This is a genomic window from Afipia carboxidovorans OM5 (assembly GCF_000218565.1).
Classification (GTDB): Bacteria; Pseudomonadota; Alphaproteobacteria; order Rhizobiales; family Xanthobacteraceae; genus Afipia; species Afipia carboxidovorans.
On record NC_015689.1, the window covers coordinates 108,074 to 133,057 of the forward strand.

At 60.9% G+C, this 24,984-nt stretch carries 24 protein-coding genes; 5 read left to right on the top strand and 19 right to left on the bottom strand.

Features of this window, described 5'->3' with window-relative positions; all coding sequences use genetic code 11:
- Positions 1–39: 39 nt before the first annotated feature.
- The 3 genes from traG to traC are packed head-to-tail and all read right to left on the bottom strand — an operon-like array spanning position 40 to position 2,426.
- Positions 40–1,950, bottom strand: coding sequence for a Ti-type conjugative transfer system protein TraG (gene traG / locus OCA5_RS17585; protein ID WP_013913800.1), 1,911 nt, complete (start codon positions 1,948–1,950; stop codon positions 40–42).
- Entirely contained in the window at positions 1,937–2,152 is a 216-nt protein-coding gene (traD, locus tag OCA5_RS17590) for a type IV conjugative transfer system coupling protein TraD (RefSeq protein ID WP_013913801.1), read from the bottom strand. The genes traG and traD overlap by 14 nt, the downstream gene beginning before the upstream one ends.
- 4 nt (positions 2,153–2,156) lie before the next feature.
- Positions 2,157–2,426 (bottom strand): conjugal transfer protein TraC, encoded by a 270-nt coding sequence (gene traC / locus OCA5_RS17595; protein ID WP_013913802.1) that lies wholly within the window; start codon positions 2,424–2,426, stop codon positions 2,157–2,159.
- Between the two features lie 249 nt (positions 2,427–2,675).
- Here traC and traA point away from each other — a divergent pair, with 249 nt between their 5' ends.
- From traA to OCA5_RS17615, 4 genes are read left to right on the top strand one after another with little or no spacing between them, the layout of a single operon-like run.
- Complete coding sequence (gene traA, locus OCA5_RS17600; protein ID WP_013913803.1) at positions 2,676–5,987, top strand: Ti-type conjugative transfer relaxase TraA; 3,312 nt, start codon at positions 2,676–2,678, stop codon at positions 5,985–5,987.
- Entirely contained in the window at positions 5,984–6,514 is a 531-nt protein-coding gene (gene traF / locus OCA5_RS17605; RefSeq protein ID WP_013913804.1) for a conjugative transfer signal peptidase TraF, read from the top strand. The genes traA and traF overlap by 4 nt, the downstream gene beginning before the upstream one ends.
- 1 nt (position 6,515) lies before the next feature.
- On the top strand, positions 6,516–7,667 hold the full coding sequence (locus tag OCA5_RS17610) for a conjugal transfer protein TraB (protein ID WP_013913805.1): 1,152 nt from the start codon (positions 6,516–6,518) through the stop codon (positions 7,665–7,667).
- A 10-nt stretch (positions 7,668–7,677) separates the two neighbouring features.
- Positions 7,678–8,277 carry a TraH family protein gene (locus tag OCA5_RS17615; protein WP_013913806.1) on the top strand — a complete coding sequence of 200 codons (600 nt, stop codon included), beginning with the start codon at positions 7,678–7,680 and terminating at the stop codon, positions 8,275–8,277.
- Positions 8,278–8,331: 54 nt separating this feature from the next.
- Here OCA5_RS17615 and OCA5_RS17620 read toward each other — a convergent pair whose 3' ends face one another.
- From OCA5_RS17620 to OCA5_RS17630, 3 genes are all read right to left on the bottom strand, one after another.
- On the bottom strand, positions 8,332–8,598 hold the full coding sequence (locus OCA5_RS17620; RefSeq protein ID WP_013913807.1) for a hypothetical protein: 267 nt from the start codon (positions 8,596–8,598) through the stop codon (positions 8,332–8,334).
- 69 nt (positions 8,599–8,667) lie between these two features.
- Positions 8,668–11,664 carry a beta strand repeat-containing protein gene (locus tag OCA5_RS17625; RefSeq protein ID WP_041559704.1) on the bottom strand — a complete coding sequence of 999 codons (2,997 nt, stop codon included), beginning with the start codon at positions 11,662–11,664 and terminating at the stop codon, positions 8,668–8,670.
- Positions 11,619–11,864 carry a two-partner secretion domain-containing protein gene (locus OCA5_RS17630; RefSeq protein ID WP_041559705.1) on the bottom strand — a complete coding sequence of 82 codons (246 nt, stop codon included), beginning with the start codon at positions 11,862–11,864 and terminating at the stop codon, positions 11,619–11,621. The genes OCA5_RS17625 and OCA5_RS17630 overlap by 46 nt, the downstream gene beginning before the upstream one ends.
- Before the next feature lie 1,056 nt (positions 11,865–12,920).
- Between OCA5_RS17630 and OCA5_RS17635 the strand changes: the two genes are divergently transcribed.
- Positions 12,921–13,247 (top strand): transcriptional repressor TraM, encoded by a 327-nt coding sequence (locus OCA5_RS17635; protein ID WP_013913809.1) that lies wholly within the window; start codon positions 12,921–12,923, stop codon positions 13,245–13,247.
- 17 nt (positions 13,248–13,264) lie between these two features.
- Here OCA5_RS17635 and OCA5_RS17640 read toward each other — a convergent pair whose 3' ends face one another.
- The 13 genes from OCA5_RS17640 to traI all read right to left on the bottom strand — a co-directional run bounded on the left by OCA5_RS17640 (position 13,265) and on the right by traI (position 24,679).
- Complete coding sequence (locus OCA5_RS17640) at positions 13,265–13,984, bottom strand: autoinducer binding domain-containing protein (RefSeq protein WP_013913810.1); 720 nt, start codon at positions 13,982–13,984, stop codon at positions 13,265–13,267.
- Between the two features lie 543 nt (positions 13,985–14,527).
- Entirely contained in the window at positions 14,528–15,826 is a 1,299-nt protein-coding gene (trbI, locus tag OCA5_RS17645) for an IncP-type conjugal transfer protein TrbI (protein ID WP_013913811.1), read from the bottom strand.
- Positions 15,827–15,838: 12 nt separating this feature from the next.
- On the bottom strand, positions 15,839–16,279 hold the full coding sequence (gene trbH, locus OCA5_RS17650) for a conjugal transfer protein TrbH (protein WP_013913812.1): 441 nt from the start codon (positions 16,277–16,279) through the stop codon (positions 15,839–15,841).
- A 2-nt stretch (positions 16,280–16,281) separates the two neighbouring features.
- Positions 16,282–17,118 (bottom strand): P-type conjugative transfer protein TrbG, encoded by an 837-nt coding sequence (gene trbG, locus OCA5_RS17655; RefSeq protein ID WP_013913813.1) that lies wholly within the window; start codon positions 17,116–17,118, stop codon positions 16,282–16,284.
- Positions 17,119–17,141: 23 nt separating this feature from the next.
- The gene (locus OCA5_RS17660; RefSeq protein ID WP_013913814.1) at positions 17,142–17,804 is read right to left on the bottom strand and encodes a conjugal transfer protein TrbF; all 663 of its coding nucleotides are present in this window, start codon (positions 17,802–17,804) and stop codon (positions 17,142–17,144) included.
- A 17-nt stretch (positions 17,805–17,821) separates the two neighbouring features.
- Positions 17,822–19,018: a P-type conjugative transfer protein TrbL gene (gene trbL / locus OCA5_RS17665; protein ID WP_013913815.1), complete on the bottom strand. Its 1,197-nt coding sequence runs from the start codon at positions 19,016–19,018 to the stop codon at positions 17,822–17,824.
- A 6-nt stretch (positions 19,019–19,024) separates the two neighbouring features.
- A complete protein-coding gene (gene trbK / locus OCA5_RS17670; RefSeq protein ID WP_013913816.1) occupies positions 19,025–19,207 on the bottom strand; it encodes an entry exclusion protein TrbK in 183 nt (60 codons plus the stop codon).
- Positions 19,204–20,007, bottom strand: a complete 804-nt coding sequence (trbJ, locus tag OCA5_RS17675; RefSeq protein WP_013913817.1) for a P-type conjugative transfer protein TrbJ — start codon at positions 20,005–20,007, stop codon at positions 19,204–19,206. The genes trbK and trbJ overlap by 4 nt, the downstream gene beginning before the upstream one ends.
- Positions 19,982–22,420, bottom strand: coding sequence for a conjugal transfer protein TrbE (locus OCA5_RS17680; protein ID WP_013913818.1), 2,439 nt, complete (start codon positions 22,418–22,420; stop codon positions 19,982–19,984). The genes trbJ and OCA5_RS17680 overlap by 26 nt, the downstream gene beginning before the upstream one ends.
- A gap of 8 nt (positions 22,421–22,428) precedes the next feature.
- Positions 22,429–22,728, bottom strand: a complete 300-nt coding sequence (locus tag OCA5_RS17685) for a conjugal transfer protein TrbD (protein ID WP_013913819.1) — start codon at positions 22,726–22,728, stop codon at positions 22,429–22,431.
- Positions 22,721–23,086 (bottom strand): TrbC/VirB2 family protein, encoded by a 366-nt coding sequence (locus OCA5_RS17690; protein ID WP_013913820.1) that lies wholly within the window; start codon positions 23,084–23,086, stop codon positions 22,721–22,723. The genes OCA5_RS17685 and OCA5_RS17690 overlap by 8 nt, the downstream gene beginning before the upstream one ends.
- Positions 23,076–24,041: a P-type conjugative transfer ATPase TrbB gene (trbB, locus tag OCA5_RS17695; RefSeq protein ID WP_041559706.1), complete on the bottom strand. Its 966-nt coding sequence runs from the start codon at positions 24,039–24,041 to the stop codon at positions 23,076–23,078. The genes OCA5_RS17690 and trbB overlap by 11 nt, the downstream gene beginning before the upstream one ends.
- A gap of 11 nt (positions 24,042–24,052) precedes the next feature.
- Positions 24,053–24,679 (bottom strand): acyl-homoserine-lactone synthase, encoded by a 627-nt coding sequence (gene traI / locus OCA5_RS17700; RefSeq protein ID WP_013913822.1) that lies wholly within the window; start codon positions 24,677–24,679, stop codon positions 24,053–24,055.
- Positions 24,680–24,984: the final 305 nt, after the last annotated feature.

The window sequence follows — 24,984 nt, forward strand, 5'->3', positions numbered from 1 at the left end:
GCCGGCGTGGATTAATTTCCTCTCGCGCGCCGACCGTCATCAAGCCGCCTGATAGCGATTTGCGGCGACGCTCGCCGTCATCTCCTTGCGGCGGAAGTAGATGGCGCGGCCACACCGCAGTGGCGGGTTGCCAGCAGTGAAGACGATCTGCTCGTCGCTCCGCATCTGGGTAATCTCGTGCGGCAGGATCAGGGGTCGACGGGACAGCAGGCGCGAGCGTGTTCGAGAGGAACCGGCTGCCTGCGAACTACGGCTGATCTGGCTGACCTCGACCGTTGTATCGCCGCAGCGGCGCGAGATGTATTCGGCGGTTTCGGGGTCGTTGATTGCGCTGAATGACATCCATGAGGCCGACTCGAACCATTTCGATGCGGCGTCACGCCCGCCATACACCTCGCGCATCTGGCCGATGGACTGGAACAGCATCAGAAGCGTAATTCCATATTTTCGTCCGGCGTCTCGCGCCGTCTCAAGCACGCGCATGAAGCCAAGTCGGGCCACCTCGTCGAGCAGAAATAGCGTGCGGCCGGCGACGTCGCCAGCGCGATTATAGATGGCGTTCATCAGCGACCCAATGATGAGCCGTGCAAGTCCCGGATGGTTCTCCAGCGTCTTCAGGTCGAGGTTGATGAAGACGTCCATCGCTCCCGCGGCGAGCTCGTCGGTGGCAAAACTGTTGCCGGAGACCAGCGCGGCATAGTTCTCGTAAGAAAGCCAGTGCGTCTCCTTGACCGCGTTGGCATAGACGCCCGAAAACGTTTCGGGCGTCATGTTGACGAACGAAGCGACATTTTCTTTGACGAACTTCGATGTGGAGTTGTCGTAAATCGATTGAAGGCGCTCCCGTAGTTTCGGCTCGGGCTCCGACAGATTTGCTCGGACCTGGCGCAAGTGTTGATCCTTCGGTTCGGTGCGACCGGACAGGCAGACGTCGGCAATCAGGGCCGTCAGGAGTTGCAGCGCCGAGGCGCGGAAAAAATCGTCCCGGACAGAGTGAGTATGCGCCACGTCGGTCATAATCCATGACGCGACCGAGGCAATATCCTCCTCTTTCGTTCCGCCAAACCGACCGATCCAGTCGAGTGCGTTGAAGCCGATTTCCGGTGCCTTGGGGTCCAGCACGAAAACGTCGCGCCCGAATTTGCGGCGATGGCCGATGACCATCGGAGCGACTTCGGCAGATGGGTCAAGCGCCACCAACGCTCCGCCCCACTTGAGCGCGGTCGGGATTGTCACGGACGTTGTTTTGTAGCCGCCCGAGCCGGCAAAAACGATGCCGTGCGTCGAGCCCCAGGACGCATCAAAACACAATAGCGGCGCGCGGCCACCTGTACCCCAGCTTTCCGGGTCGCGGACCTGAAATGCATGATCTCCGGCAACGTCCTTGTCGACCCGATAGCGCTCCCCAACGACGATGCCACCTGTGTCCGGAAAGAGCCGGCCTGCCTCGTTAATCGTCATCCACTGCGCGTCACCATGGATGGCACGTGGGCCGGAGACCCGCCGTGGCGCGGCCGCGGCGAACGCCGCATTGCCGCTCATGGCCACCCGGAGCGCGAAAAGTCCACACCCTGCAACTGCGAGGCCGCCGATGAGCATGGCGGGGTCGGTATAGGCAAGAACCGATCCATTGCGGACCCGGTCCACGAACCCGAGAAGGCGGATCGCTTCCGTCCAACCCGCAAAGCCGATGACCGCTCCAGCGCCGGCAACCACACCCCAGCCCGCAGCTCGTACGGCGCGGGCACCGGCGCTCGCGAACAGGAAGACTAACCCGATTGCGGCCGCGCCCAGATAGGGCAGGGCGATGCCGGTTCTGCCCAGCAGGAGTGCCGCCTGCGGCGTCTTACCTAAACTTGCGAGCCATTGCTCATGACCGCGCAGCGCGACCATGCCGCCGATCATCAGCGCCGAAGGCACGATCGACAGGGCGACCTTATTCGCGCTCATCACCGAAGGCCTCCGCACCGATCGCCGCGAGCCGCTCGCGTTCGTTCTCGCTCGCGCGTATCCGCCCTCCTGCGTCGATCAACATCCCAAGCAGAACCGCGCGTTTCTCGTAGCGCAGTCCTGCCTTCACGATCAGTCCGCCGAGCTGGATCTTCTCCCGCGTGTCTTTCTTACGGTCGTCGCTGCGGCGTGTGCGTTCCATTCGCTCAAGCCTCAGAAGCCTTGCCCGCACTCGTGCCAGGCGGCTCAGACGCAGGCGCGGCGCGAGTCGGCTTCGATCCGCCGCCAGCCTTGCGAAATCGCGCGGCGGCTTCTTCGAACGCGGCCAAGAGTGCATCCTCCTCAATCTCCAAATCGCCAAGGCCGGCCTTCAAAGCCAGCCGCCCGATGCGCTCTGCCTCGCGGGTCTCAGCGGCCTTGAGCTGATCCTGCAGGCGGGCGATTTCTTCTCGTATCTGGCGCGACGGCTTTTTCATTCCGGTTGATCTCTCTCTTGCTCTTACGCGCTGTGCGCGAAGGAGAATTGACGGGAAATGCGCGAAGCGCACCCCGTCAAATTTGACGGGTCGGCGAAGCCGACACTTCCTGAGATCATCCCGCCGGTCCGAAGGAGCGGACCAAGGGCGCAGTAATACGTCGCTGGCGCGACGTAGTTCTGCTCATCCGGAAGGATGCCGCCGTTCCCTCCGGACGTGCTGTGTCGTCATTCGTACAGGACTGCCGCCTTGGCCATCACGCATTTCACGCCGCAAATCATCAGCCGCGCAGATGGCCGCAGTGCGGTGCTGGCAGCCGCGTATCGCCATTGCGCGAAAATGACCTATGAGGCCGAAGCTCGCGTTGTCGACTACACGGGCAAGCGCAACATGGTGCATGACGAGTTTGTTCTGCCGCCGGATGCCCCGCAATGGGCGTGTGCGATGATGGCTACGCGCTCCGCTGCCGAGGTTTCCGCGGCGTTCTGGAACAAGCTCGAAGCGTTCGAAAAGCGATCAGACGCGCAGCTCTCCAAGGAATACATCATCGCGCTGCCGATCGAGCTGACTACCGCGCAGAACGTGGCGCTCATGCGCCAGTTCGTTGCCGAGCACATTCTATCCAAGGGACAGGTTGCGGACTGGGTCTATCATGATGATCCGGGCAATCCCCATGTGCATCTGATGACGAGTCTGCGCCCACTCACGGAAGATGGATTTGGGCCGAAGCGGGTGCACGTCGTGGGCGAGGACGGTGCGACGCTGCGCGGCCGAACCGGCAAGATCGTTTATAAGCTCTGGGCCGGCGACAAGAACGACTTTCTGTCGGTCCGGCAGGGATGGATTGACCTTCAGAACCATCATCTTGCGCTGGCCGGTCTCGATGTGCGCGTGGATGGTCGATCCTATGCCGAACGCGGCATCGACGTTGTTCCGACCACCCATATCGGCGTTGCCGCGAAAGCGATTGAGCGCCGCGCCAGGCGTCAGGGGCGGGGGCCAGACCTCGATCGGCTACGCCTGTTCGAGGACCAACGGCAGGTCTCGGCTGAGCGGATTATGCGCCGCCCGGAGATCGTCCTTGACATCGTTTCGCGCGAGAAGAGCGTATTTGACGAGCGAGATGTTGCAAAGGTTTTGCATCGCTATGTCGACGACGCCGGCACGTTCGCGATGCTCCTTGCGCGCATCCTGCAAAGCCCGGATGCGATCCGCCTCGAGCGTGAAGGGATCGACTTCGCGAACGGCGCGAGACGGCCGGCGCGCTACACCACGCGCGAGCTGATCCGCGTCGAGGCGGACATGGCAAAACGTGCAGTGAGCCTGTCGGGATCGAGCAGCTTCGGTGTGAGTGACAAGATCCGCAACGCGGTCTTGAGCCGCCATGCGATGATCTCGGGTGAGCAACGGTCGGCAATCGAGCATATCACGGCAGCGGGGAGCGCGGCCGCGGTGGTTGGGCGTGCTGGCGCCGGTAAGACGACCATGATGCGCGCCGCCCGCGAAGTATGGGAAGCCGCCGGCTATCGTGTCGTGGGAGGCACGCTGGCGGGCAAGGCCGCGGAGGGCCTCGAGAAAGAAGCGGGGATCGCGTCACGCACCCTGGCGTCATGGGAGCTCGCATGGAGCAAGGGCCGATCGGTCCTCGATAACCGGACGGTCTTCGTGCTCGACGAGGCGGGCATGGTTGCCTCGCGCCAAATGGCGACTTTCGTCGAAGCCGTGTCGCGTGCGGGCGCCAAGCTGGTCCTGGTCGGCGACCCTGAGCAGCTCCAACCGATTGAAGCTGGCGCGGCATTCCGTGCCCTGGTCGACCGTATCGGTTACGCGGAGCTCGAGACGATCTACCGCCAAAAGGCGCAATGGATGCGCGACGCCTCGCTCGATCTCGCGCGTGGCCGGGTCGGTAAGGCATTGGCGGCGTACCGTCATTACGGACGCGTCATGGGCTCCGAGCTTAAGGCCCAGGCCGTGACTTCGTTGATCGATGATTGGAGCCGAGACTACGATCCGAAGAAGTCGACCTTGATCCTGGCGCATCTGCGTCGTGACGTGCGCGCGCTCAACGAGATGGCCCGCGCCAGCCTCGTGTCACGCGGCCTCGTTGACGCTGGCCACGCGTTTCGTACCGAGGACGGAGAGCGCCGGTTCGCGGCCGGCGATCAGATCGTGTTTCTCCGCAATGAGGGGTCTCTCGGCGTCAAGAACGGGATGATCGGGCACGTAGTCGAGGCGGCGCAAGGCCGGTTTACGGCCGAGATCGGGGAGGGTGTACATCGCAGGCGAGTCGAGGTCGACCAGCGCTTTTATCGCAATGTTGACCATGGCTACGCGACCACGATTCACAAGGCTCAGGGCGCGACTGTCGACCGTGTGAAGGTGCTCGCGAGCCTCTCGCTTGACAAGCACCTGACCTACGTGGCGCTGACCCGCCACCGCGAGGATGTCGCGCTGTACTACGGCCGCCGATCCTTCGGGAAAGCTGGGGGTCTGGTCCCGCTGCTGTCACAGCGCAACGCCAAGGAAACGACGCTCGACTACGAGCGCGGCGGCCTTTATCGAGATGCGCTGCGCTTTGCCGCAAATCGCGGTCTCCACGTCATGCGCGCCGCGCGCACCCTCATCTCAGACCGCCTGGACTGGGCACGTCGACAGAGGCAGCGGTTTGATGAACTGGCAGCGCGCCTGCGCGCCGTTGGCGCCCATCTTGGTCTTCTCGACCGCCATCATACTGCACCCCTCTCACGGAAGAAGGAGATCGCTCCCATGGTGCCCGGCGTTACCACATGGCCGAAATCCATCGCCGAGTCGGTCGAGGACAAGATCGTCGCCGATCCGGCGTGCAGGAAGCAGTGGCAGGACATGTCCGCCCGCTTCGCGCTCGTGTTTTCAAATCCGGAGGTGGCCTTCAAGGCCATGAACTTCGACGCGGTGTTGCACAATCCTGCAATGCGAAAGGCAACGCTCAATCGCCTGGCCAAAGAGCCGGAGAGCTTCGGGGACCTGCGAGGTGCGAAGGGTATCCTTACCGGGCAAGCCGCCGCTCGGGAGCGCCACGAGGCCGAGACCAATGTCGCCGCGCTGAGCCGCGACATCGAGCGGTATGCGCGATTGCGTAATGAGGCCACACGCAAACACGATGCTGAGGAGCGCGCGCTAAGGCTGCGTGTCACCATTGATGTGCCGGCCCTATCGCCGGCCGCGACGCTGGTGTTGGAGCGTATTCGCGACGCCATCGACCGCAACGACATTCCGAATGCGTTGGCCTTCGCACTCTCTGACAAGATGGTCAGTGCGGAGATCGAAGGGTTCAACAAAGCTGTGGCAGAGCGCTTCGGCGAAGGAGCGTTTCTGCACAATCGCGCGAAAGAGCCTAAGGGCGCCGCCTTCGATGTAGCGGCTGCCAGACTGCGAGAAAATGAAAAGCCTGCGCTCGCGGCGGCATGGCCCTTGATGCGTGCAGGGCAGCATCTCGCCGCTCATCAGAAGCAATCGGCAGAGGCGGCGAAGCGAGTGGAAAGCCAGCGCCAGGTCCAGAGCCGTGGGATGGCCATGAAATGAGACCTCGAGGCGCGGTGTCCGCGTTGGGACTCGGCCTGGGCGCCGTCGCCGGCATTGCCGGGCTTGGCTGGCTGGGTGGCTTGCGCGTGAATACGACCCCGAGCTATCCCCTCGGTCTCTGGCAAATCGTTCGCACGAACGGCCCGATCGCGGTCGGCGACCTTGTCTTCATCTGTATGCCGCCGGGGCCCGGCCTCGCACTTGGGCTCGACCGTGGATACCTGCGTTCCGGTCTCTGTCCTGGTGGTGCTGGACCGCTCATCAAGAGGGTCGCGGCCGTGGGCGGTGAACACATCGATATCGCGCGATCGGTAACAATTGATGGTCACGCGCTCGCTCATTCCTGCATCCGCCTTGCCGACGCTGAGGGGCGGGCGCTCAACCCCTATTCAGGCAGCATCGTACCCCCAGGACATCTGTATCTTCACTCCGACTACGCAGGCTCCTATGACTCGCGCTACTTTGGGCCGGTGCCCGACGGAGGACTCCTCGGTCTCGCCCGGCCAATCGCCACATTCGATCCGTGACGTGGTCCAGGCCGGCGCGCTGATCGCTGGCGCGGCTGCCTCCGGGACGCTGGGGTGGAGCGGCATAACGATGGCGCTGCCTCTCGCTTTGGCCTTCCCGGCGCTCTGGGGGGCCGCACGTACCCGCGCGGTCGCGATCATGGTGTCGGCGGCCTATTTCCTGGCGGCGTCACGTGGCCTGCCTCAGGGGGTGGCGACGTTCTACGGCTCCAGCATCGTCTTGGGTGGAGCGCTCTGGATCGCAGCCGCGACCGTGTTCGTCGCTATCCATGGCTTGTTGTGGTCGGCACCGGGATGGGGGCGGGTGGGGCGGTTCGCGCTTGCCAGTACCCTGATGGCCGTGCCTCCGTTCGGGATTGTCGGTTGGGCGCACCCGTTGACAGCAGCTGGCGCTCTCTTGCCGGGGTGGGGCTGGATAGGCTTGGCGGCGGTCGCTACCGCCATGCTCGCCCTCACCACCCGGCTCTGGCCGATTGTATCCGTCATTATTATTGGAGCGTGGATTTGGTCTGCAGTCGGCTGGACCTCGCCGCCCGCCCCGGGGGGCTGGCTCGGTGTCGATACGGCGATGGGGGCATCGCTTGGGCACGCGGGCGATCTTGAGCCCCAACGCGCCCTGCTGACGCTGGTTCGGCGCGAAGCGGAGGCCGGCGTCGATGTTGTTGTATTGCCGGAGAGCGCCCTGGGTCTTTGGACGCCGACCGTTTCGCGGTTTTGGAGCGACGCGTTGCGGACGACGCCCATCGTTGTCATCGCCGGTGCGGCCGTCATTGATCGGGACGGCTACGACAATGTCCTTATCGAGATCACCGCAGGGCAGGCACGAACTCTTTACTATGAGCGGATGCCGATTCCGGTTTCGATGTGGCAGCCGTGGTTGTTGTGGAACGGCGAGAGCGGCAGCGCGCAGGCGCATCTTTTCGCCAATCCGACGGTGATCTCGCACAGGCGTCGGATCGCACCCCTCATCTGTTACGAACAACTCCTGATCTGGCCCGTGCTGCACTCGATGCTTCTCGCGCCCGATATGATACTCGGAGTTGGCAACGGCTGGTGGACCACGGGGACATCCGTCATCAGGATTCAACGTGCGAACGTCGAGGCATGGGCTCGTCTCTTTGCCGTGCCGCTCGTGGTGGCGTTCAACCAGTGAGGAGACGGTGATGATCGATGCAGCCCTGATTCAACAATGCGCCGATCCGAGTTTGAAGGCCGCGATCGTCGAAAAGTTCATTGCCGCGGCGGGGTCGGCCGATCCGCGCGCGATTGCGGTGCGTGCCGGCGATCGTGTCGTACTCGTGCCCCCGACGAAAACACCCGACGAAGCTCTTGCGCTCCTGCGCCGCTATGTTGGCCACGCCGTTGTGCGCGTCGGTCTGACGCAATATCCAGCCGGCGTCGGCGTAACCGATCCTGAACAACTCACGGCCGATCTTGTGGATCCCTGCAAGAACCTCCGTATGGGAACGACATTATTCGCGAAGGTCTATCGTATCGTTGTGAAATGGTATGGCACCGAGAACGAGAATGCGGTGGATGATGCCATCATGGCCTGGCGGACCGGCACGTTCGAAGGCATCGGCGTTTTCTCAGCTCCTGATCCCGGTCCAACCGGCGCACCGCAAGTGGAATCGAATAAGGTTGCACCCAGTATCGAGCTCGCAAAGCCGGCGGCGGATCAGCCGGCTCGAGAGTCCGATCCGAACCGTGCGGGAATTCGTGTCGATCTTTCTGGGATTGGCGCCGCCAAGCAAAAGGATTGAGCAGCATCTCCGTCACAGACGTTGGATTGCGTATCGCGCTGCAGGATATCACGCTTAGAAGCGTTTTTCGCAACGATATCCCAAGCCCTGTGTCGCTAGCCACGTCTCTATGCGATCGGCGTTCCGTGGGCCGATGCCCGGCTCCGTCAGGATTTCTTCACGCGTATAAGACGCTGCGATTTTTGAGAGGTTCTGGCCGCGCTTGCGCGGCGTCGTGCCGCCCTTGCGAGCGTGCCGGCCTCTGAGCAACGCGACGACGACGGATTGTGGAAGTCCAAGCGCACCGTTTGTCGTCTGATCCTTTCCCAACGTTGCGCTCATGTGCTGTCCGAACTCCTCTGCTAAGATCCAGTTGCTTGGTTGCGTCATGAATCGACATTGGCGTCAAGTTCACGCTGCAGTGTTGACGGCAGCGGCAGCATCAGCACCCGCAGCCTGCCCTGGCGACGTCCCGGTCACAGTCGAGGTATTCGGAATCGGCGTCGGCGCTACCGGACTTAGCCCAGCAGCTTCCATCTGCTGAGATGTCATCCCGGTGACGTTCGTCACTGTGGGATTATAGCCGGAATCGTTCGAGCCGAACGCATCGTTCTGACCGGACGTCTCGACATTCCAATGACTGTTAGTAACTGACCCATTGATCAGTTGCCCAATCAAACCTCCTACCCTGAAGCTGTCAGGTGAGTTGGCGATCACCTGAGAGTTCGTCCAGGAGCCGGTGATGATTCCGCCGCCGAGGCCTGCCAAGCCACCGACGTTGTCATGGCCGGTCACCGTCCCATCCGACCACGAGTTTGCTATGTTCCCGGCGCCCCCGACGAGACCACCCACGACGCTGTCGCCGATGACGTTCCCATTCGCCCAGGAGTCGCGAACGTCGCCGCCGTTGCCAATAAGTCCACCTACATATCCGCCCCCGGTTACGTCACCTGTATGGGAGGAGTTTGAAACAATGGCGCCACCAGCGTTACCGATGAGTCCGCCGACAAACTGGGAGTACAGAAGGGCGCCGGTGACGTTGCCTACGACATAAGAATCTGAAACCGAGCCATACTGCATGAATCCAACCAGACCGCCGATATTCTGAGATGGTCCCGTCGCCTTTGAAACGACATCTGCGATCACGAACGAGTCGGATATGTTTGTATAATTTCCGTCCCCTACTAGACCGCCGGCGCGCACTTCCGAGCCGCTCACGGTCGTGCCTTTCGCCGTCACGGTCCCGCCGATGTGATAGCTGTTGGAGATGTTGGTATAAAAGGCTTCATAACCGGCGCGCGGGGCGGTCGTATTTGTAACCCCAACAAGTCCCCCAACCTTCCAGTCGGCCTCGACCGCTCCGGTAGAAAATGAATTCGAGATCGAGCTCTTGGCGGTTGGCCTCGAAACAGTCTCGATGTACCCGATCAAACCACCAACCTCGGCCGAAACACCTATGGTGATCGTACCTCCTGAATCTACGGTATAACCGGTCCCTTTGACGTTACCCGTCGCATAGGACAGGTCGGTGGTCGCATAATAGATTCCGCCGATCAGGCCGCCCAACCTCTGGATGCCGGAGACTGCTCCGGACGCGTGCGAACTGGTAATGGAAGCGCTGATGGCCTGGCCGATCAACCCACCGACGAACAAACCTCCGAAATCCGCGCCCAAGTACGATTGGGTACCATCCGTATCCAAAGTGGCCGATGAAAACGAATTGCTCACAAACGTAGTGGGGTTCGCGGTGATTGCATCCCCGGCCAGTCCGATCAGCCCGCCGACATATTCGGTGCCCGTAACGCTGCCAGTGCTGTAAGCGTGCGAGACCTTCAGGCCAGAAGATCCATAGCCAACAAGCGCTCCAACATGGTCTTTGCCTGCTATGTTCGCATCTACGACCCCGATATCGCGGATCGTTACGGCTCCATTCGTCTTGCCAATCAGGCCGACGTTAGAGACGCCAGTAGCGGAAACAGTGAGATTGCTGACTTTGTGACCAAGGCCTGCGAGCGTGCCTCCGAAAGTCGACACGACACTATCGGTATAGGGCGTGCTCGCATTAAGATCCTGCGCCAGCGCGTAATGACCCGTTCCCCCGGCAATCGCCGCAAGATCAGCCATGCTGTGAATGAGCGTGTAGGCCTGCCCGTTCATCGTGAGGCCAGCATTAGCTCCCGACAGGGTGATGGAGCCATAGACCGCATCCGCCGGCGCGATCTGTGCGACGGGAATGCCATCCGCGTTCAGCACTGCCCCGGAATAGCTCGCTGGAGTCCATATCGTGTAGTCGGTACCGTAGGTCATCGCCAATGCGGCGTTCGTACCGGTCGCAGTGACCGGAGCGTTGATGTTGATCGCCTGGCCGGCGGTCAGCGTGGTCGTGGTATCGCCGCTCCAGGACAGCGCGGCGTTGATGTCGACATCGCTGCCGGCCGTGGCCGCTAGCGTCGTCGTCCCAAGCGACAAAGCGCTACTGAGCTTCACATCGCCGCCAGCACACAGGTCGAGGGTTCCGCCGGTGCCAGACGGCGTAAGCGTATCGTAAATGGACAGATCGCCAGACGTCGCGGCGAACGTGACAGTTTGGTTTCCGGTCCAACTTACTGGAGCTGCAACATTCAGATTGTTGCCCGCCGTCGCAGTGAGGGTCAGCGTGGTGTTGGCGGACCAGTTCACCGCGGCATTGACGTTGATGTCACCATTCTCCGTGCCGCCGGCGATCGTCGCGATAGCGATGTTGCCATTCTGAAGGTTCTGGCTCAGCGTGCCCGCGCCGATGCCGCTGGTGGTCAGCGAGCCCGAGCCGGCGACGATATTGAAGTCGGTCGGATCGATCAGCCAGGTGCCGTCCTCACCGGTTGCCGACTTGGTGGTGATAACGGCATCATCAGCAATCTTCACCTTGTCGCCAGAGGTCTCGATGAATCCGCCCTTGCCGCCCTTCGGCGCCGACGCGTCCAGCTTGCCCGAGACGTTTGCCTTGCCGCCCTCGGCTACAATCTTGATCTTGCCGATCTTGACTTTCCCTGATCCGCCCTTCAGCGCTGCGATCGTGCGCGCCTGCACGATGCCGGTGTTGTTGACTTGCGCGGAGAGCAATTGGTCTGCCGCCTTCGCGGTCAGGATAACCTGGCCGCCATCGGCGCGGATCGCGCGTTTGTTCTCGACCAGCGCGTTGAGTGTGCCCTTGTCGATGGTGACGTCGAGGAGCGAGTTGCCCTCGAAGTTCAGCGTCATCTTCTCGCCAGCCGCCATCGCCACAGTGCCAAGCCGCGCCGAGATCACGCCGTCGTTTGACACCGTCTTGCCAAGCAGCGCGACATATCCTCCATTGTGTGCCCGGATGCGACCCTGGTTGATCACCGCCGCGTTCGAGGTGCCCGAGAACGTATAGTTCCCAGCCATAAATCCTTGTTGGAGATATCTTGGGTCGAGGCGACGAGTCCGCCGACATTGATCTGCGAACCCTTGCCGAACAGCACACCCGCGGAGTTGACGATGAAGACCTGGCCGTTGGCGTTGATCGCGCCGTTGATCACGCTGGTCTCGTTGCCGATAACGCGGTTCAATGTCACCGACGATGCGCCAGGCTGATAGAAGTTCACGCTCTCGTTCGCACCGACAGAGAAGCCCTGCCAGTTGATGATGCCTTGTTCGTGGATTGGTTGATATTGGTTGCAGGACCCGCCTGGGAAATCGTCGCCGCGCCGTCGACAACCGTCCCTCCATTAGGCCCAGCCCAAAGCGGTGACGGCAGCAAAAGAAGAGCGGCAATTGCCGTGGATGCAAACAGCGCATGTTTGCGGCGGCATGTACCCGCTGAAAAATCGAACGAGACGTTAGCGAGCTCGCACCCCTGAGATGCATCTGCGTATTTCGGGCAACAGGTTCGAGATGCGGTAAGAACCGGCGAAATACAAACTGCCATCGTTGCTGTCTCTGGATTAGAGAAATGGGTGGGCTGTCGCGATGGTTATAGTCCGACAAACATAACGTGGCGCACGCTGGCGAGTCGAGTCATTGTGGCAAATCTGGGATTTCAATCCGTCGGCCCTCGATCACCCTCCAAGAGCAAGCGCCCCAAAATATTGCCTGTCTCCGTGAGTGCACTCACCAGGACCCGGCACGGTTCCCCACGTCTTGGCGGGGGAAGCTGCCCGAGCATGCTCGCGCCGGGCTCAAGCAGTGAATCGGCACCGATTTGTCATGGCAAGATGAATGCCCTCGCATGATCCGTCCCGCTGGGCGAGCTACGGCAGGCGTGGTGTTGCGAGCAGCCTGCCGGTGGCCTGGAGCGAGCATCCGCTCGGATTGCGAAGCGGATGCAACCTGCTCGGGAACACCTCGGTGGGATGCACCACGGGGATGAAGATTAAGCTCAAAAACTAACCGCGTCGCACGTTACATCTGGAATGATCAAACGCCTCAGAATATAAGCCCAATCGGACAGTACGCGCTGTCCGGGGCGTAGAAACCCCTTCGTAGCGGTTGGTGCCAGCTGACATGGCACCGGAATCCTCTGGCCATTGGCCGGGGGCCTGTGACGCATGTCCAGGTGCTCCGGTACTAAAGGTCACAGGGTCCGTCTACGACGGATTTCTACCCCCCGGTCTGGGCACAAGGATTAACGTCAGCGGGGGCGCACCGCAGGCCATTTCAAGATGGATGCGATGGTTTTCAAGAAAGAAGATCACACACTCAGCAATGCTGACACCGCAACTGCGATGGAGGCGCTCATCGAGCCGCTGTCTGACGATGAGATCGAAAAGCTGACGATCGAAGCGATACGCGACTATCGCTCTGCGCTCGATCAAGCCGAATGCGCCCATAATGCGTGGCTGGCGAGCCGCGAGAAAGCTGCGCCAGCGACCGTTCATGCACTCCACGGAGAGTACGTGAGGCAGATGTTAGCGCATAGTGCTAAACAGTTTTTGGTGGCAACACTGATCGAGCGTCTTGGATATGTACCGGTCGTGCCAGTCGACTAAGATATTCAGGCGTCGCATTAGATGAGATGTTGCATCACGGCAAGTCGAACCGCATGGGCGATGTTGCTTCCGCCTAGCTTTTCGCGTGCCAAATCCAAATAGTTTCGTACGGTGCGGACATCGATCTGCAGCAGATCGGCAATCTCGCTCATCGTCTTCCCGAGTGATGCCCAAGTCAGGCATGTCACTTCCCGTGGTGTCAGCTCGTATTTTGTTCGGCGGCATGGCGCTGCGGCAACACGATTCAAGTGAGCATGGGCAAAAGCAACGGCATTCATCGCCCGGACCGTATCCTGGATTCCTGCGAAATCGACCCGCCTCTGCTCGGAGGCGAGCGTCAAGATCGCGGTACCTCCAAATGGCGTTCGAATAGGAATGGATAACCCAGATCGAATTCCGAAATCATCTGCTTCGCGGAAGAAACGCTTCACGTCCTTCGAATATTTCGAGGCGTCGTCCTGCGACCACGAGAAAATCTCCATATTCCGCTTCGCGCTTATGACGACAGGATCAATCAACGCGTACTTCTTATCGAAATACAGTCGTTGCCATTCCGCTGGATAGGTCGTCAGCACACAGGTTTCAGTCGATCTAACGTTGAGATGAGCAAAACGATCAAAGCCGTTGGACTCACAGAAATGTCGTAGCGCCTGCTTGATCATTCGTTGATCGCGGGCAAGCTCCAAAGCATCAATCAAGTTATCAAGTTCGCCATCCAACACATGCAGCTTATACATGCCCCGGCTTCCTTCTGATCAGAGGTGGTGTGCCACCCTTATTGTTCGTGAGATTGCCCCGCTATGGGCTGAGATACAAAACGACTGGGACGTTCGAAAGAAATTACTGGGGCGAAGACCTGGACACCAAAGGCTTCGACTTTGGGTCCATGCCCATGATCGGCATTGTAACGTCGGGCGCAGCAAGCGACCCAAGACATTCTATGACCGGGTCCGCAGTGTGGGGAGGCATTCTCGTGCATCACCTGCTGGAGGCAGAGCTAGGTGACAAAAGCCTGCTCGCTGACCTTCCTTCGACAGCGTGGCGCGAACTCTGCCATGTCGTCCGCAGTGCACCCGCAGCTATGACCCGGCGCGTCAATGGCAATCATTTTTTTCTGGTTGGCAGGAGCGGCGCTCAGGAAGGTGCGTATCACGTCGATTCTCTCAGCCGCGCATGTAAGCGCTTGAGAAAGCGAATATCGAAACTGCTGTCTGCATAACCAATGTCGATAAGGTAACGCCAACCCCACTGGCGTCAACAACGCGTCAGACAGCGACAACTTAGCTCCTGTAAGCACTTGGAAACACCATGTCCTGATCGACCAGGACGTTGAATTTGTAGCCGGGGCGAATCTCCAGTGTCGGCTGCACATCCATGTTCTTTGAGATCGTGCGCTCGGCAACACGGCCGAACGTCTCCACAAAAGAACGTCGTGCAGCATACTCTGCGCTGTTCTCCATTCCGAACGCGCTGCGGTCGCGCGGGATAGCCATCTCGGTGCCGGCGCCGATCGCGGCAATCAAGATCGCAGAGCCGAAGATCTGGAAATAGTGGTTGTCGACCTGGTCCTTGAAGCCGCCATAGCCTTCAGCATCGGAGCCCGCCATCGCGCCGATCTGAAGAGTAGAACCGTTCGGGAGGATGATATCCGTCCACACCACGAGGACGCGGCTTTGACCGAACGTCACTTTTGAATCATAGCGCCCAAGCAATCTCGTTCCCTGCGGGATCAGCAGATGATGGCCTGTCGCGCTGTCGAAGACATTCTGACTGACCTGCGCGGTGATGCGACCGGGAAGATCCGAGTTGATGCCGGTTATGAGAGTTGCCGGAATAATCGAACCGCGCTTGAGCTCGTAAGGTGAGCGTTGAGGAACGACCGAGTTCGGAACATAGCCGAGCTTCTTCAAGTCCTGATTGATAAAGCTCTCCTTGTTCGTCTGGCCGTTGGGGTCGACCGGTTGTCCCAATCCGGCCCGCATCGCTGCCGCATAAAGGTCGGCCGCGCCCGTCGGGCGTGCGACGCCCGGCGCTGACGCTGGCGCAGTCGCGGGACCTGACGCCGTCGCGACGTTCGTTTGCAGCTTGGCCAGATTGATCGCAAGCGGGGAATCGTATGCCGCCCCATTGGCCTGATATCGTGCCATACGCTGACGCTGCTGTTCGCGCATGAATTGTTCCTGCTGCTCACGTTGCATCCGCAATCGCCACGCTTCCTCCGTCTCCATGGCCGCCTGCTGCGTTTGAGACTCGCGTGCCGGCGTAAACGGATTGGCTGCTGGCCGCTCCGGTGCAACGGGCGGCGTCGGTTGCAAGACTTGCGTCGCGTTGGGATCGTCGATGATTCCGTTCGGTACCCCACGTTTCATTTGGTCGGCATAGGTCGAAGCGGAACCCGACGAGAGTCCGTCGGCCTGGCGATCTCCCCTGAAATAGAGTCCCCGTGTCGACAAACCGTAGAAGATCACGCCAAAGAACAGGACGGCCAACACGATCGCCACGATCACCGGCAGCCGGTTGAGGCGTCGCATTTTTGGCCCGTTCGGAGCGGCCCCATTCAAATCGAGTGATTGCGTCATCGTCCTGATCCCTCACCCGCGCTCGAGGACGGACACCGGACTCGACGGCGATGCGCCGGTAGCCGTTACTTTATAGGCGCGGCCAAGAGCGAACTGCGGCGTCGTCAGCCGCGCCAGGACTGTGCCGTCATAGGTGTCAACCACATAGGCCAGCGCGATCGCTCGCTCGTCGGCTTTCTGATCGGTCGCGACAGCATATCCCCAACGCCGAAGTGAGCCCTCAAGCGCGCGACCGAACGGCGAGTCATCGATCTTCAACACGATCGTCGCTTTGCCCGGCCCGATACGTTCAGCCAGGCGGCTCACAATGTCGCCAGCTATGGCGTCAGCGGCGGCCGCCGACAACTCTGCGCGGGATCCGCTCGACATAAAGCTCTGGCCGCCGACCGCCGTGCAGGCCGCGACCTGCAAGCCCAGCGTTGCGATCCCGATAAGGCGTCTGAGTGCGCTCACGGCTAACCTCCCCGCCAGATCGAGACTTTTTCCTGCCACCACCAGCCAACGCCGGAGATCAGCACCGCGCGGTCGATGTGATAGTCGACGATCATCATCGAACCCTTCATCCGGTAGTTGACGATGCGGTTCTCACCTCCGGAAATGGCGAACAGCACCGGCGCGTCCTGGCCGGCCATCGATGAAGGGAACTGAATGTAGGTCTTCTGCCCATCGGAATAGACGCGGGTCGGCCGCCAGCTCGCATTGCCACTGAGTTGGTATTCAAAGTTCAATTGCTCGGCCGGGACATTTGCTCCGGGAACGACGCTGGCTTCCATCCGCGCATTGATGTCGGACCACCTCGATCCATTTTCATCCGGATACTCGAAAGCGACTCGCGCCATATATTGCGTCAGGTGCGACTTGAGCTGGATGTGGTAGGTCCGTTTTGACGTCGTCACCACCATCGAGGTAACAAGATTCGGCTCGGCCGGCTTCACGATCAGATGGATCGCCTGACCGCCGACAGCCCCCGAGGTAGCAGGTTCGACCTTCCATCGGACGGTATCGCCGACAAGAACGTCCCGCACGACCTCGCCTGCCTGAAGCTCGACGTCACACACTTGCAACGGTGAGCAGACGACCGACGGTTGAACCTCGCCAAAGAGAAAAATGACTTTGCCATCAGGCCCGCGTGTCACCAGACCTGGTGCGCCGCGCCATCGGCCGGAAAGCTGCGTGCCTCTGGCCTCATTGGAGCTCATCCGTTGGGCTGACGCATCGTCAGCCAACCCGATTGCTGCACCGATCAGCAAGCCTGCCAAAATCATCGATCGGCATACACCGTTCGCACTCATCGCAATATCCCCCTCCCGCCTGCTCATAGTTGCGCCGTCCAATCGAAATCGCGCAGGTAAAGCCCGATGGGATTGAAACGAATGGTTTGCTCATCCTGCGGCGGGGTCAGTGTCACAGTGGCCACTCCACGAAAGCGACGTGTCGCAATCTCCTTGCCGCGTCGATCGCGCTCAAACTCGGTCCAATCGATTTGATAGCTTTGGTTCGACAACGCGACGACGTTGTTGACTTCGATGGCAATCGTCGCCGCACGAGCCTTCACGAACGGGGAGTTTTCGCGATACCAGGAGTTGATCTTTTCAGTGGCGGGATCGGCGGTGCGGAGCAACGCGTAGGTGCGATCGATGTATTGCTTCTGGACGACGGTATCAGGCGAGACCGACCGGAAATTGGCGACGAAGGCGCCAAGTGTCGCGCGCACTACCCGCGGATCGGCGTAGTCGATCTGCTGCGGATAGCCGGCATTAACCGCGTTCCCCAGCTTATCAACCTCGATAATATAAGGGACCAGCTTCACCTGCGTGCTTTGATACAGGCCATAAGCGGTTCCAAGGACGGCCAAGACTAAACTCGTGAGTCCGACAAGCCGCCATGCGGCGGCTGCCTTCACATAAGAGCCGTAACGTTCGTTCCACTCCTGCCGTGCAGCAAGGTATGGATTCTCAGGTATCGAATGCGGCGACATCCCCTGCCCGCCCCCACTTATTGACGCTCATCCACGTTGTTTTGACGTTGCCCGGATGGCGTCTGGTTACGCCGCTCGGAAAGCTTCGCATTGGCCAAACCAAGCGTGGACGCGCCCCACGTCCCCGGAATCCCAATTGCCTTGTCGCGTGCCGCTGATGCAAGCGAAGAGCCCGCCGCCGCGATGCCCTCACCCATCCCCTTCAGCGCAGCCGCGCCGAACGAACTGCCGGCGTTGCGCGCGTCACCAAAACTGGATGCGCCGGCACGCGCCGCACCGGCGCCAAGAGATGCCGCGCCTGCGGCCATCGAGGCCGCCCCACCCGCAAACGACGCGACCTGACCGCCGGCGCGCAGCACCTCCATGCCACCCGTGACTGATACTCCCTGGACAACGCCCTGAATGATGCTCGGAACGTACATCGACACCATAAAGACGACGACGGAGATGCCCGCGATGGCCAGGGTCTTGAGATATTGATCGCCGCTCGACGGCTCATTGGCGAGGCCCAGTAGCACCTCCGAGCCAATGCGCGCGATCATCACCAAGGCCATCAGCTTCATGCCGACGCTGAAGGCGTAGACAAGATAGCGGATAGTGAAATCCTTGGTGAAGGACGAGCCGCCGAGGCCAAGCATGATCATGCCAGCGAGCAGCCCAACATACATTTCCACCATCACAGAGACGAAGATGGCGGCGACCAGTGAGAATGCGACGACAACGACGACCATCGCCAACACCGCCGCGATCGCCAGCGCATTATCCTCGAACAAACCGAACTTCGCCTTTTCCGACATTGCGGAAGCGACCTTCAGGCCCGCATTGAAAACGTTCGCCGGCGAGGCATCACCGCCACCGGCGCCAATCTGGAAAAGGCTGTTGACGATAGCCTTTGCGAAACTTGGGCCACGGTCGAGGATAAAGGCGAAAAGGCCGATAAAAAGGATGCGGCGCACGAGCTCGGCGAACCAACTGTCGAGCGAGGCGGCTTGTAGCGCCAGCCAGATCGCCGCAACGCCGATCTCGATGGCCGCGAGAATCCAGAACAGCGACCGCGCCGCCTGCATCACCGTGGATTCCCAGCCCTTCGCCGCGGTCACGACCTGGTTCTCCAACGTCGTCAGAACGCTGCCGTCCTGCGCCAACGCCGGCGTCGCCAGCAGCATCAGCACAAGGATGACGACCGGGATACCGCCTCGATCGTGAGTCAACATCGGCGCCTACTCATTCCAGCGCGGCTTCATCGGCTGCCCGCCCTTGGTGTCGTACTTTTGTGGCGCGTCAAAGAAATGGGATGCGGCGTCGTTCCGCTGCTGTTTCGATTGATAGACGGTGCTGAACCATGCTCCGCCAGCAGCGAGTACAATCAAAGCGACGATCAGGATGATGTATTTGAGTGTCACCAGCGCGGCTCCATTCTTTGTCCGCCGCTTGTCGACGGCGCGGTGGAGGTAAAGAAGCCGTCGCGCCGCGCTTGCGCAAGATCTTGTTCCGCCTGTTTGGAGTGAAACCAAGTCCCCATCATCGTGACCTGTTGCGCGAACAGTCCACGCAATTTCTGCATCTGAGCGACTTGTTGAGCAGCGATCTGGTGTCCGACCTGAAGCGCCTTCATCTGACCGTCTGCGCTCTGCGACATGCCGCGCAACTGGCTCATCGTCGCTTCTTCTGTTGTAAACTGATCCGAAGTGAGGCCCGCCGCCTTCAGGCTGGCGCCGATGGTGTCACGGTTCGTTGTCGACCAGTTCTGCCAGGTTGAGGAGAACGTCGAGCCATTCGGCAGGTTCGTCTTGAAGTCGGAGTAGCTCTTGAAGCGTTGCTTCAGGACGTCGTCGACGTTCCCCATCGAAAACGCGATGCCCTGTCCCTGCCCGACGATGTTGCGGAGCCGGTTAAGATCGTTCTCGACCTGCCCCCAAATTTGGGTCGGCAGCCGCGCAGTATTCTGCAGCATGTTCTCGTAGATGCGGAGCTGGTTCTGGATCTGCTGCGCAAGCTGCGTGATCTGGGTGATCTGGTTGTTGATCTGCTGTGTCGATTGACCGACGAGACCGACCAATTCGGTGTTGTTGAGGATTTGAGTCCATTCAGTAGCCCCGCCGGTCAAAGCGCCACCGCCACCCGCTGACGCAGGCCCGGCGGTGACAAGGCAGCAGATCACCACGGCAATTGCGCGCCTACGCGGAAAGAAGCGTGTCGGCATCGGCCACTCCCCTTGCTTGAAGCCATCGTGCGGGCCAGTCCGCGCCATGCTGCTGACGCAGCTCGGCGATCCGAGTGAGGTCGTCCTTGCCCGTCGCGCCAACAAACGACAGCGTGATCGGCCCCAAGGCCATATCGAAAAGCCGCCGGCCGACGGGTGAGGCTACGTAGTACTCACGCTTCGGTATTGCGGTCGCGACAATTTCGATCTGGCGTTCATTGAAACCGATGCGCTCGTAGAAATCGCGCGTGCCAGTCTCGCGGGCTGCGCCGTTCGGCAGGCAGATCTTCGTCGGACACGATTCCTTGAGCACGTCGATGATTCCCGAACGCTCGGCGTCAGAGATCGATTGAGTGGCGAGCAGCACTGCGCAATTGGCTTTGCGCAGCACCTTGAGCCATTCGCGGATCTTGTCGCGGAAGGTCGGGTGTCCGAGCATCAGCCACGCCTCGTCAAGGATAATGAGGCTGGGTGCGCCGGTCAGCCGCTTCTCGATGCGGCGGAACAGATACAGCAACACTGGTACAAGATTCCGTTCGCCCATGTTCATGAGCGTTTCAATCTCGAACGTTTGAAAATCGGACATCAACAGGCCGTCCTGCTCTGCATCGAGCAGGTGGCCCATCGGGCCATCGACCGTGTAGGGGTGAAGCGCGTCCTTTATCTCGCGAAACTGCACGCCCGATACAAAATCAGAGATCGAGCGTCCGCGCGCCGCTGCCATTAAGGCGATCTGATGCGTGATCGCGTTGCGATGATCCGGCGTAATCTTGACGCCCTGCAGCGCCACCAGCGTCTCGATCCATTCGGCCGCCCAGGCGCGATCGGAGTCGTCCTTGAGTTCGGCGAGTGGACAGAAAGACAGACCTTCGCCTCCGCCCACGTCGTAGTGATCTCCGCCGGCGGCGATCGTCAGCGGAAACATCGAACGGCCCTTGTCGAAACAAAAGAGCTGAGCGCCAGCGTAACGTCGAAACTGCGCCGCGATGAGTGCAAGCAAAGTCGACTTGCCGGAGCCTGTCGGGCCGAACACCAGTGTGTGACCGACGTCGTCGACGTGGAGATTCATCCGGAAAGGGGTCGATCCGGAGGCGACCTGCATCAGCGGCGGCGAGTTCGGCGGATAGAACGGACAGGGTGCGGTTTGGCTGCCGGACCACACCGCATTAAGAGGGATGAGGTCGGCGAGATTGCGGGTGCTGATGAGCGGTTCGCGGATGTTCGTGTACCAGTTTCCCGGCAACGAGCCGAGATAGGCCTCGGTTGCGTTCAAGGTCTCAATGCGTGCTCCAAAGCCTTCCGCCTGGACGAGCCGACGGACGGCTTCCGCTTTATCACGGAGACGGCGTTCGTCTGTGTCGAACAGCACGATCACAGTCGTGTAGTATCCGTAGGCAACGAGACCAGAGGAGGCTTGACCGATCGCATCCTCCGTTTCGGCCACCATCAACATGGCGTCCTGATCGAGCGCACGGCTTTGGGTTTGGAAAAGCTGATCGAAGAAGGGCCGTACCTTCTGCTGCCATTTCTTCCGTGTACGCTCGAGGCGAGCCCGTGCCTCCTGGTCGTCGAGAAACATGAAGCGGCTCGACCAGCGATAGGTCAGCGGCATGAGGTCGAGACCATTGAGGATGCCGGGCCAGCTCTCCGCGGGGAATCCGTCGATGCCTACGACCGCCAGATAGCGATCATCCACGACAGGCGACAGTCCATGGTGGAACTCGGCGGTCACGAGAAAATCCAGATACATCGGAATCTCAGGCAACCGGATCGGATGATTTTCGCCGGTGATGCTGAAGCGGATGAATTGGAAGAGCTCATCGTAGCGTGCGCGGCGCACGCTCCCCTCGTCCGCGACCTCCTGTGTCTGCATGCGGCGAACCGAGAGTACGTTGGCGAGATATTGCTCAACCTCGCGGATCGAGGTCTGAAAGAAAGCGAGTGTGGTGTCGGCAAACGATGTCGATCGACTTTCGTCGTCGGAATACACATAGCGTGCGAGGCCGGACTTGCGGCGTTCGGGTGGTCGGTAGGTCAGGATCATCGCGTGCTGAGATTCGAAATGCCCGCTTTCCGCTTCGAAGCGTCGGCGCCGTTCATCATCGATCGCGCGGGTCACGGCGTCCGGAAAATGGCAGTCTGATCGCGCGGGATAGGCTCGCGCCGGCACACGCACGGCCTCCACCTGGATCATCCAGCCGGAACCTAGCCGTGACAGAACGGCATTGATCAAACGAGACACCTCGTTGCGCTCGACGTCGGTGGAGCTTTCGCTGTCAGGCCCCGCAAAATACCAGCCCGCCATGAGCGAGCCGTCTTTCAATAGAATGATCCCCGGTGCGACCAGGCCCGCATACGGAAGCAGGTCCGTGAAGGAGGGGTCGACATGTCTAAACTGACGCAACGCCACCATGGCCGGCCTCAATATTTGCGCCAGGGCGTCGAGGTCGGGCGATAGCGCGGCCGATAGCGGATGTGGCGCAGATATACCTGACGCATCATTGGGTCGGCCTTTGCCATCATCCGCAGCAGGCCGACGATGCCGCTCCAGATCGCAAGACCGAGCAAGGCTGAGAACCAGGTCAGCACCACGAAAATTAGGATCACAGCGGCGAGCCCCGTCACCAGGACAAGCTCGCGATCGGCGCCGAGCAGCAGGTTCGGACGCGACAGCGCGCGGTGGATGCGCGAGCGATGCAGACCGGATAAGCCCTCAGCCATGCGGGACGCTCTCCGAACTGCTGGCCTCAGTGGGATCAATCCCGATCGACGCGCCAGACGCGCCGAACAGACCGACGATCTGTGTCGCACCAAGCAGAATGCCGGCGACGAGGACCACATACATCAGCCGCCGGGCGAAGTCGTTCAGCTCTCCGCCAAAGATCAGCATTCCGCCGGCGACAGCGACGGCCGCCAGCGCGATGAAGCCGGCGACGGGACCAGTGATCGATTGCTGGATCTGTTGTAATGGGCCTTCCCATGGCAGGCCCCCTCCCCCGCCCGCAATCGCGGGGTGCGTTGCCATGACCAACGCGGCGCATGTAACAAAGCCAAGCGCAAGGCGACGCTCAAGCGACACGTTGCTCCTCCTCCGTGCAGGATTGAAAACGATATTCGCCGTGGGCGAAGCCCTCGACCTGAAGAATGTCGCGCACGACGCGACTGCGCGCTGTCTTTTCGATGGAGACGATGAGATCCACGGCTTCGCCGATCACCGCCTGCATCGGTTGCTGGCTCGCCTCGGCAGTCAGCTGCTCGAGTCGCGTCAGTGCCGATTGCGCCGAATTGGCATGGATCGTCGTGATGCCACCGGGATGGCCTGTATTCCACGCCTTTAGCAGCGTGAGCGCGGCGCCGTCGCGTACCTCGCCGACGATGATGCGATCCGGGCGAAGCCTCATCGTCGATTTCAGCAGCCGCGCCATGTCGACGGTATCGGTCGTGTGCAATGCGACAGCATTCTCTGCGACGCACTGCAGCTCGGTTGTGTCCTCGAGAATGACGACGCGGTGTTCGGGCGTGGATGCGACCATTTCAGCGATAACGGCGTTGGTCAGCGTGGTTTTGCCAGTGCCGGTGCCACCAGAGACGACTATGTTCATCCGCGATGATACCGCGTGGCGGATCATACGAGCTTGGCGCTCCGTCATGATGCGGTCGCGGACATAAGCAGCGAGCGGAATCACCCGCGAGGCGCGCCGTCTGATCGCAAAGGCCGGCGCTGAGACCACGGGCGGCAATAGGCCTTCGAAGCGGTGCGCGCCGATCGGGAGCTCACCCGAGACAATGGGACGCTCGTCGTCGACCTCGGAGTTCAGGGCATGGGCGACACTGCCGATGATGATCTCGGCCGCGGCGCTGCTCATCTCGCCGACCCGCGTGACGCCTTGGCCGAGCCGTTCGACAAAAAGTTGCCCGTCGGGATTGCACATGACCTCGACGACGCTCGGATCATCGAGCGCCGCGCAGATCGTATCGCCGAACGCCTCCTGGAGCTTGCGAACGAGCCGGGGGTGGGAGCGAAGTTGCACTATGGCCTCCCGCCCTACGCGGCCGAGCGGCGGGTGACACCAAGCTCCGAGCGATAGCCCGGCGGTCGCACCATCGCAAAACTGACTTCATCCGCAGGGAGTGTACCGGCGACGCTGAGAGTCTCGCCGATCATTTGCGGCTCGCCTAGCCTGCGCATCGGCCAGCGGGCGCGAACGAGCAGTCGTTCGAACCGGACATCGGTTGCCGTAACTATGTCGCGGTAACCCTCTCCTATCGACCACTCGATGATCGCAGCGAACAGGGTCAGGGTCGCCCGATGAAGGCCTCGTGCGGTCATCGCCTCGAGCGCCCCGGTGTCGACGCAAAAGCGCGAGCTCTCGATCATCCGGGGATGGGCATCGAGCCGGCCGTCGGCCAGAAGCTGGGGGAAGGCATCGACCAGCATCGTTGGGCCAGTCGCCGGAAGGAGCCGTGCGCAGCCGAGAACAGCGCCCCCGTCTCCGAGCACCAGAATGTAGACCGGATTGAGATCATCGAAGTGGTCGCTTTCCGATCCTTCCACGATCTCGACGTCCCAGCCCAGACGCCCGCCAAACACACGAGCGCGTAAACGGTGCATTTCCTTTAGGAGCTGTTGGGACGCGGCGGTCTTGTCAGCTGTGATTGCTATTGCTCGCATCCGTCGCATCCCCCTGCCATTGACGGCGGGGATCGCAACACGCTCGAGTTGTGCTGTCAGACCGTCATATTTGACGGGGAACATCGACCGGTCAGGCGAACGAATCGAACGCGAGACGACCCGCCAACGATGCGGGGCGGCTCTGCGGGCGTATGAAAATGTTGGAGGGAGCCCGTCATAAATGACGGGTCGTCTTCATGAAACGCCAGCTGCGGATTCGTCGGGCAATGTCTTGTTCGACATGTGGATTTTGTACGTATGCGGGAGTTTGCGAAAGCGCGTTCAAGTTCGTCGTTAAGGACTCG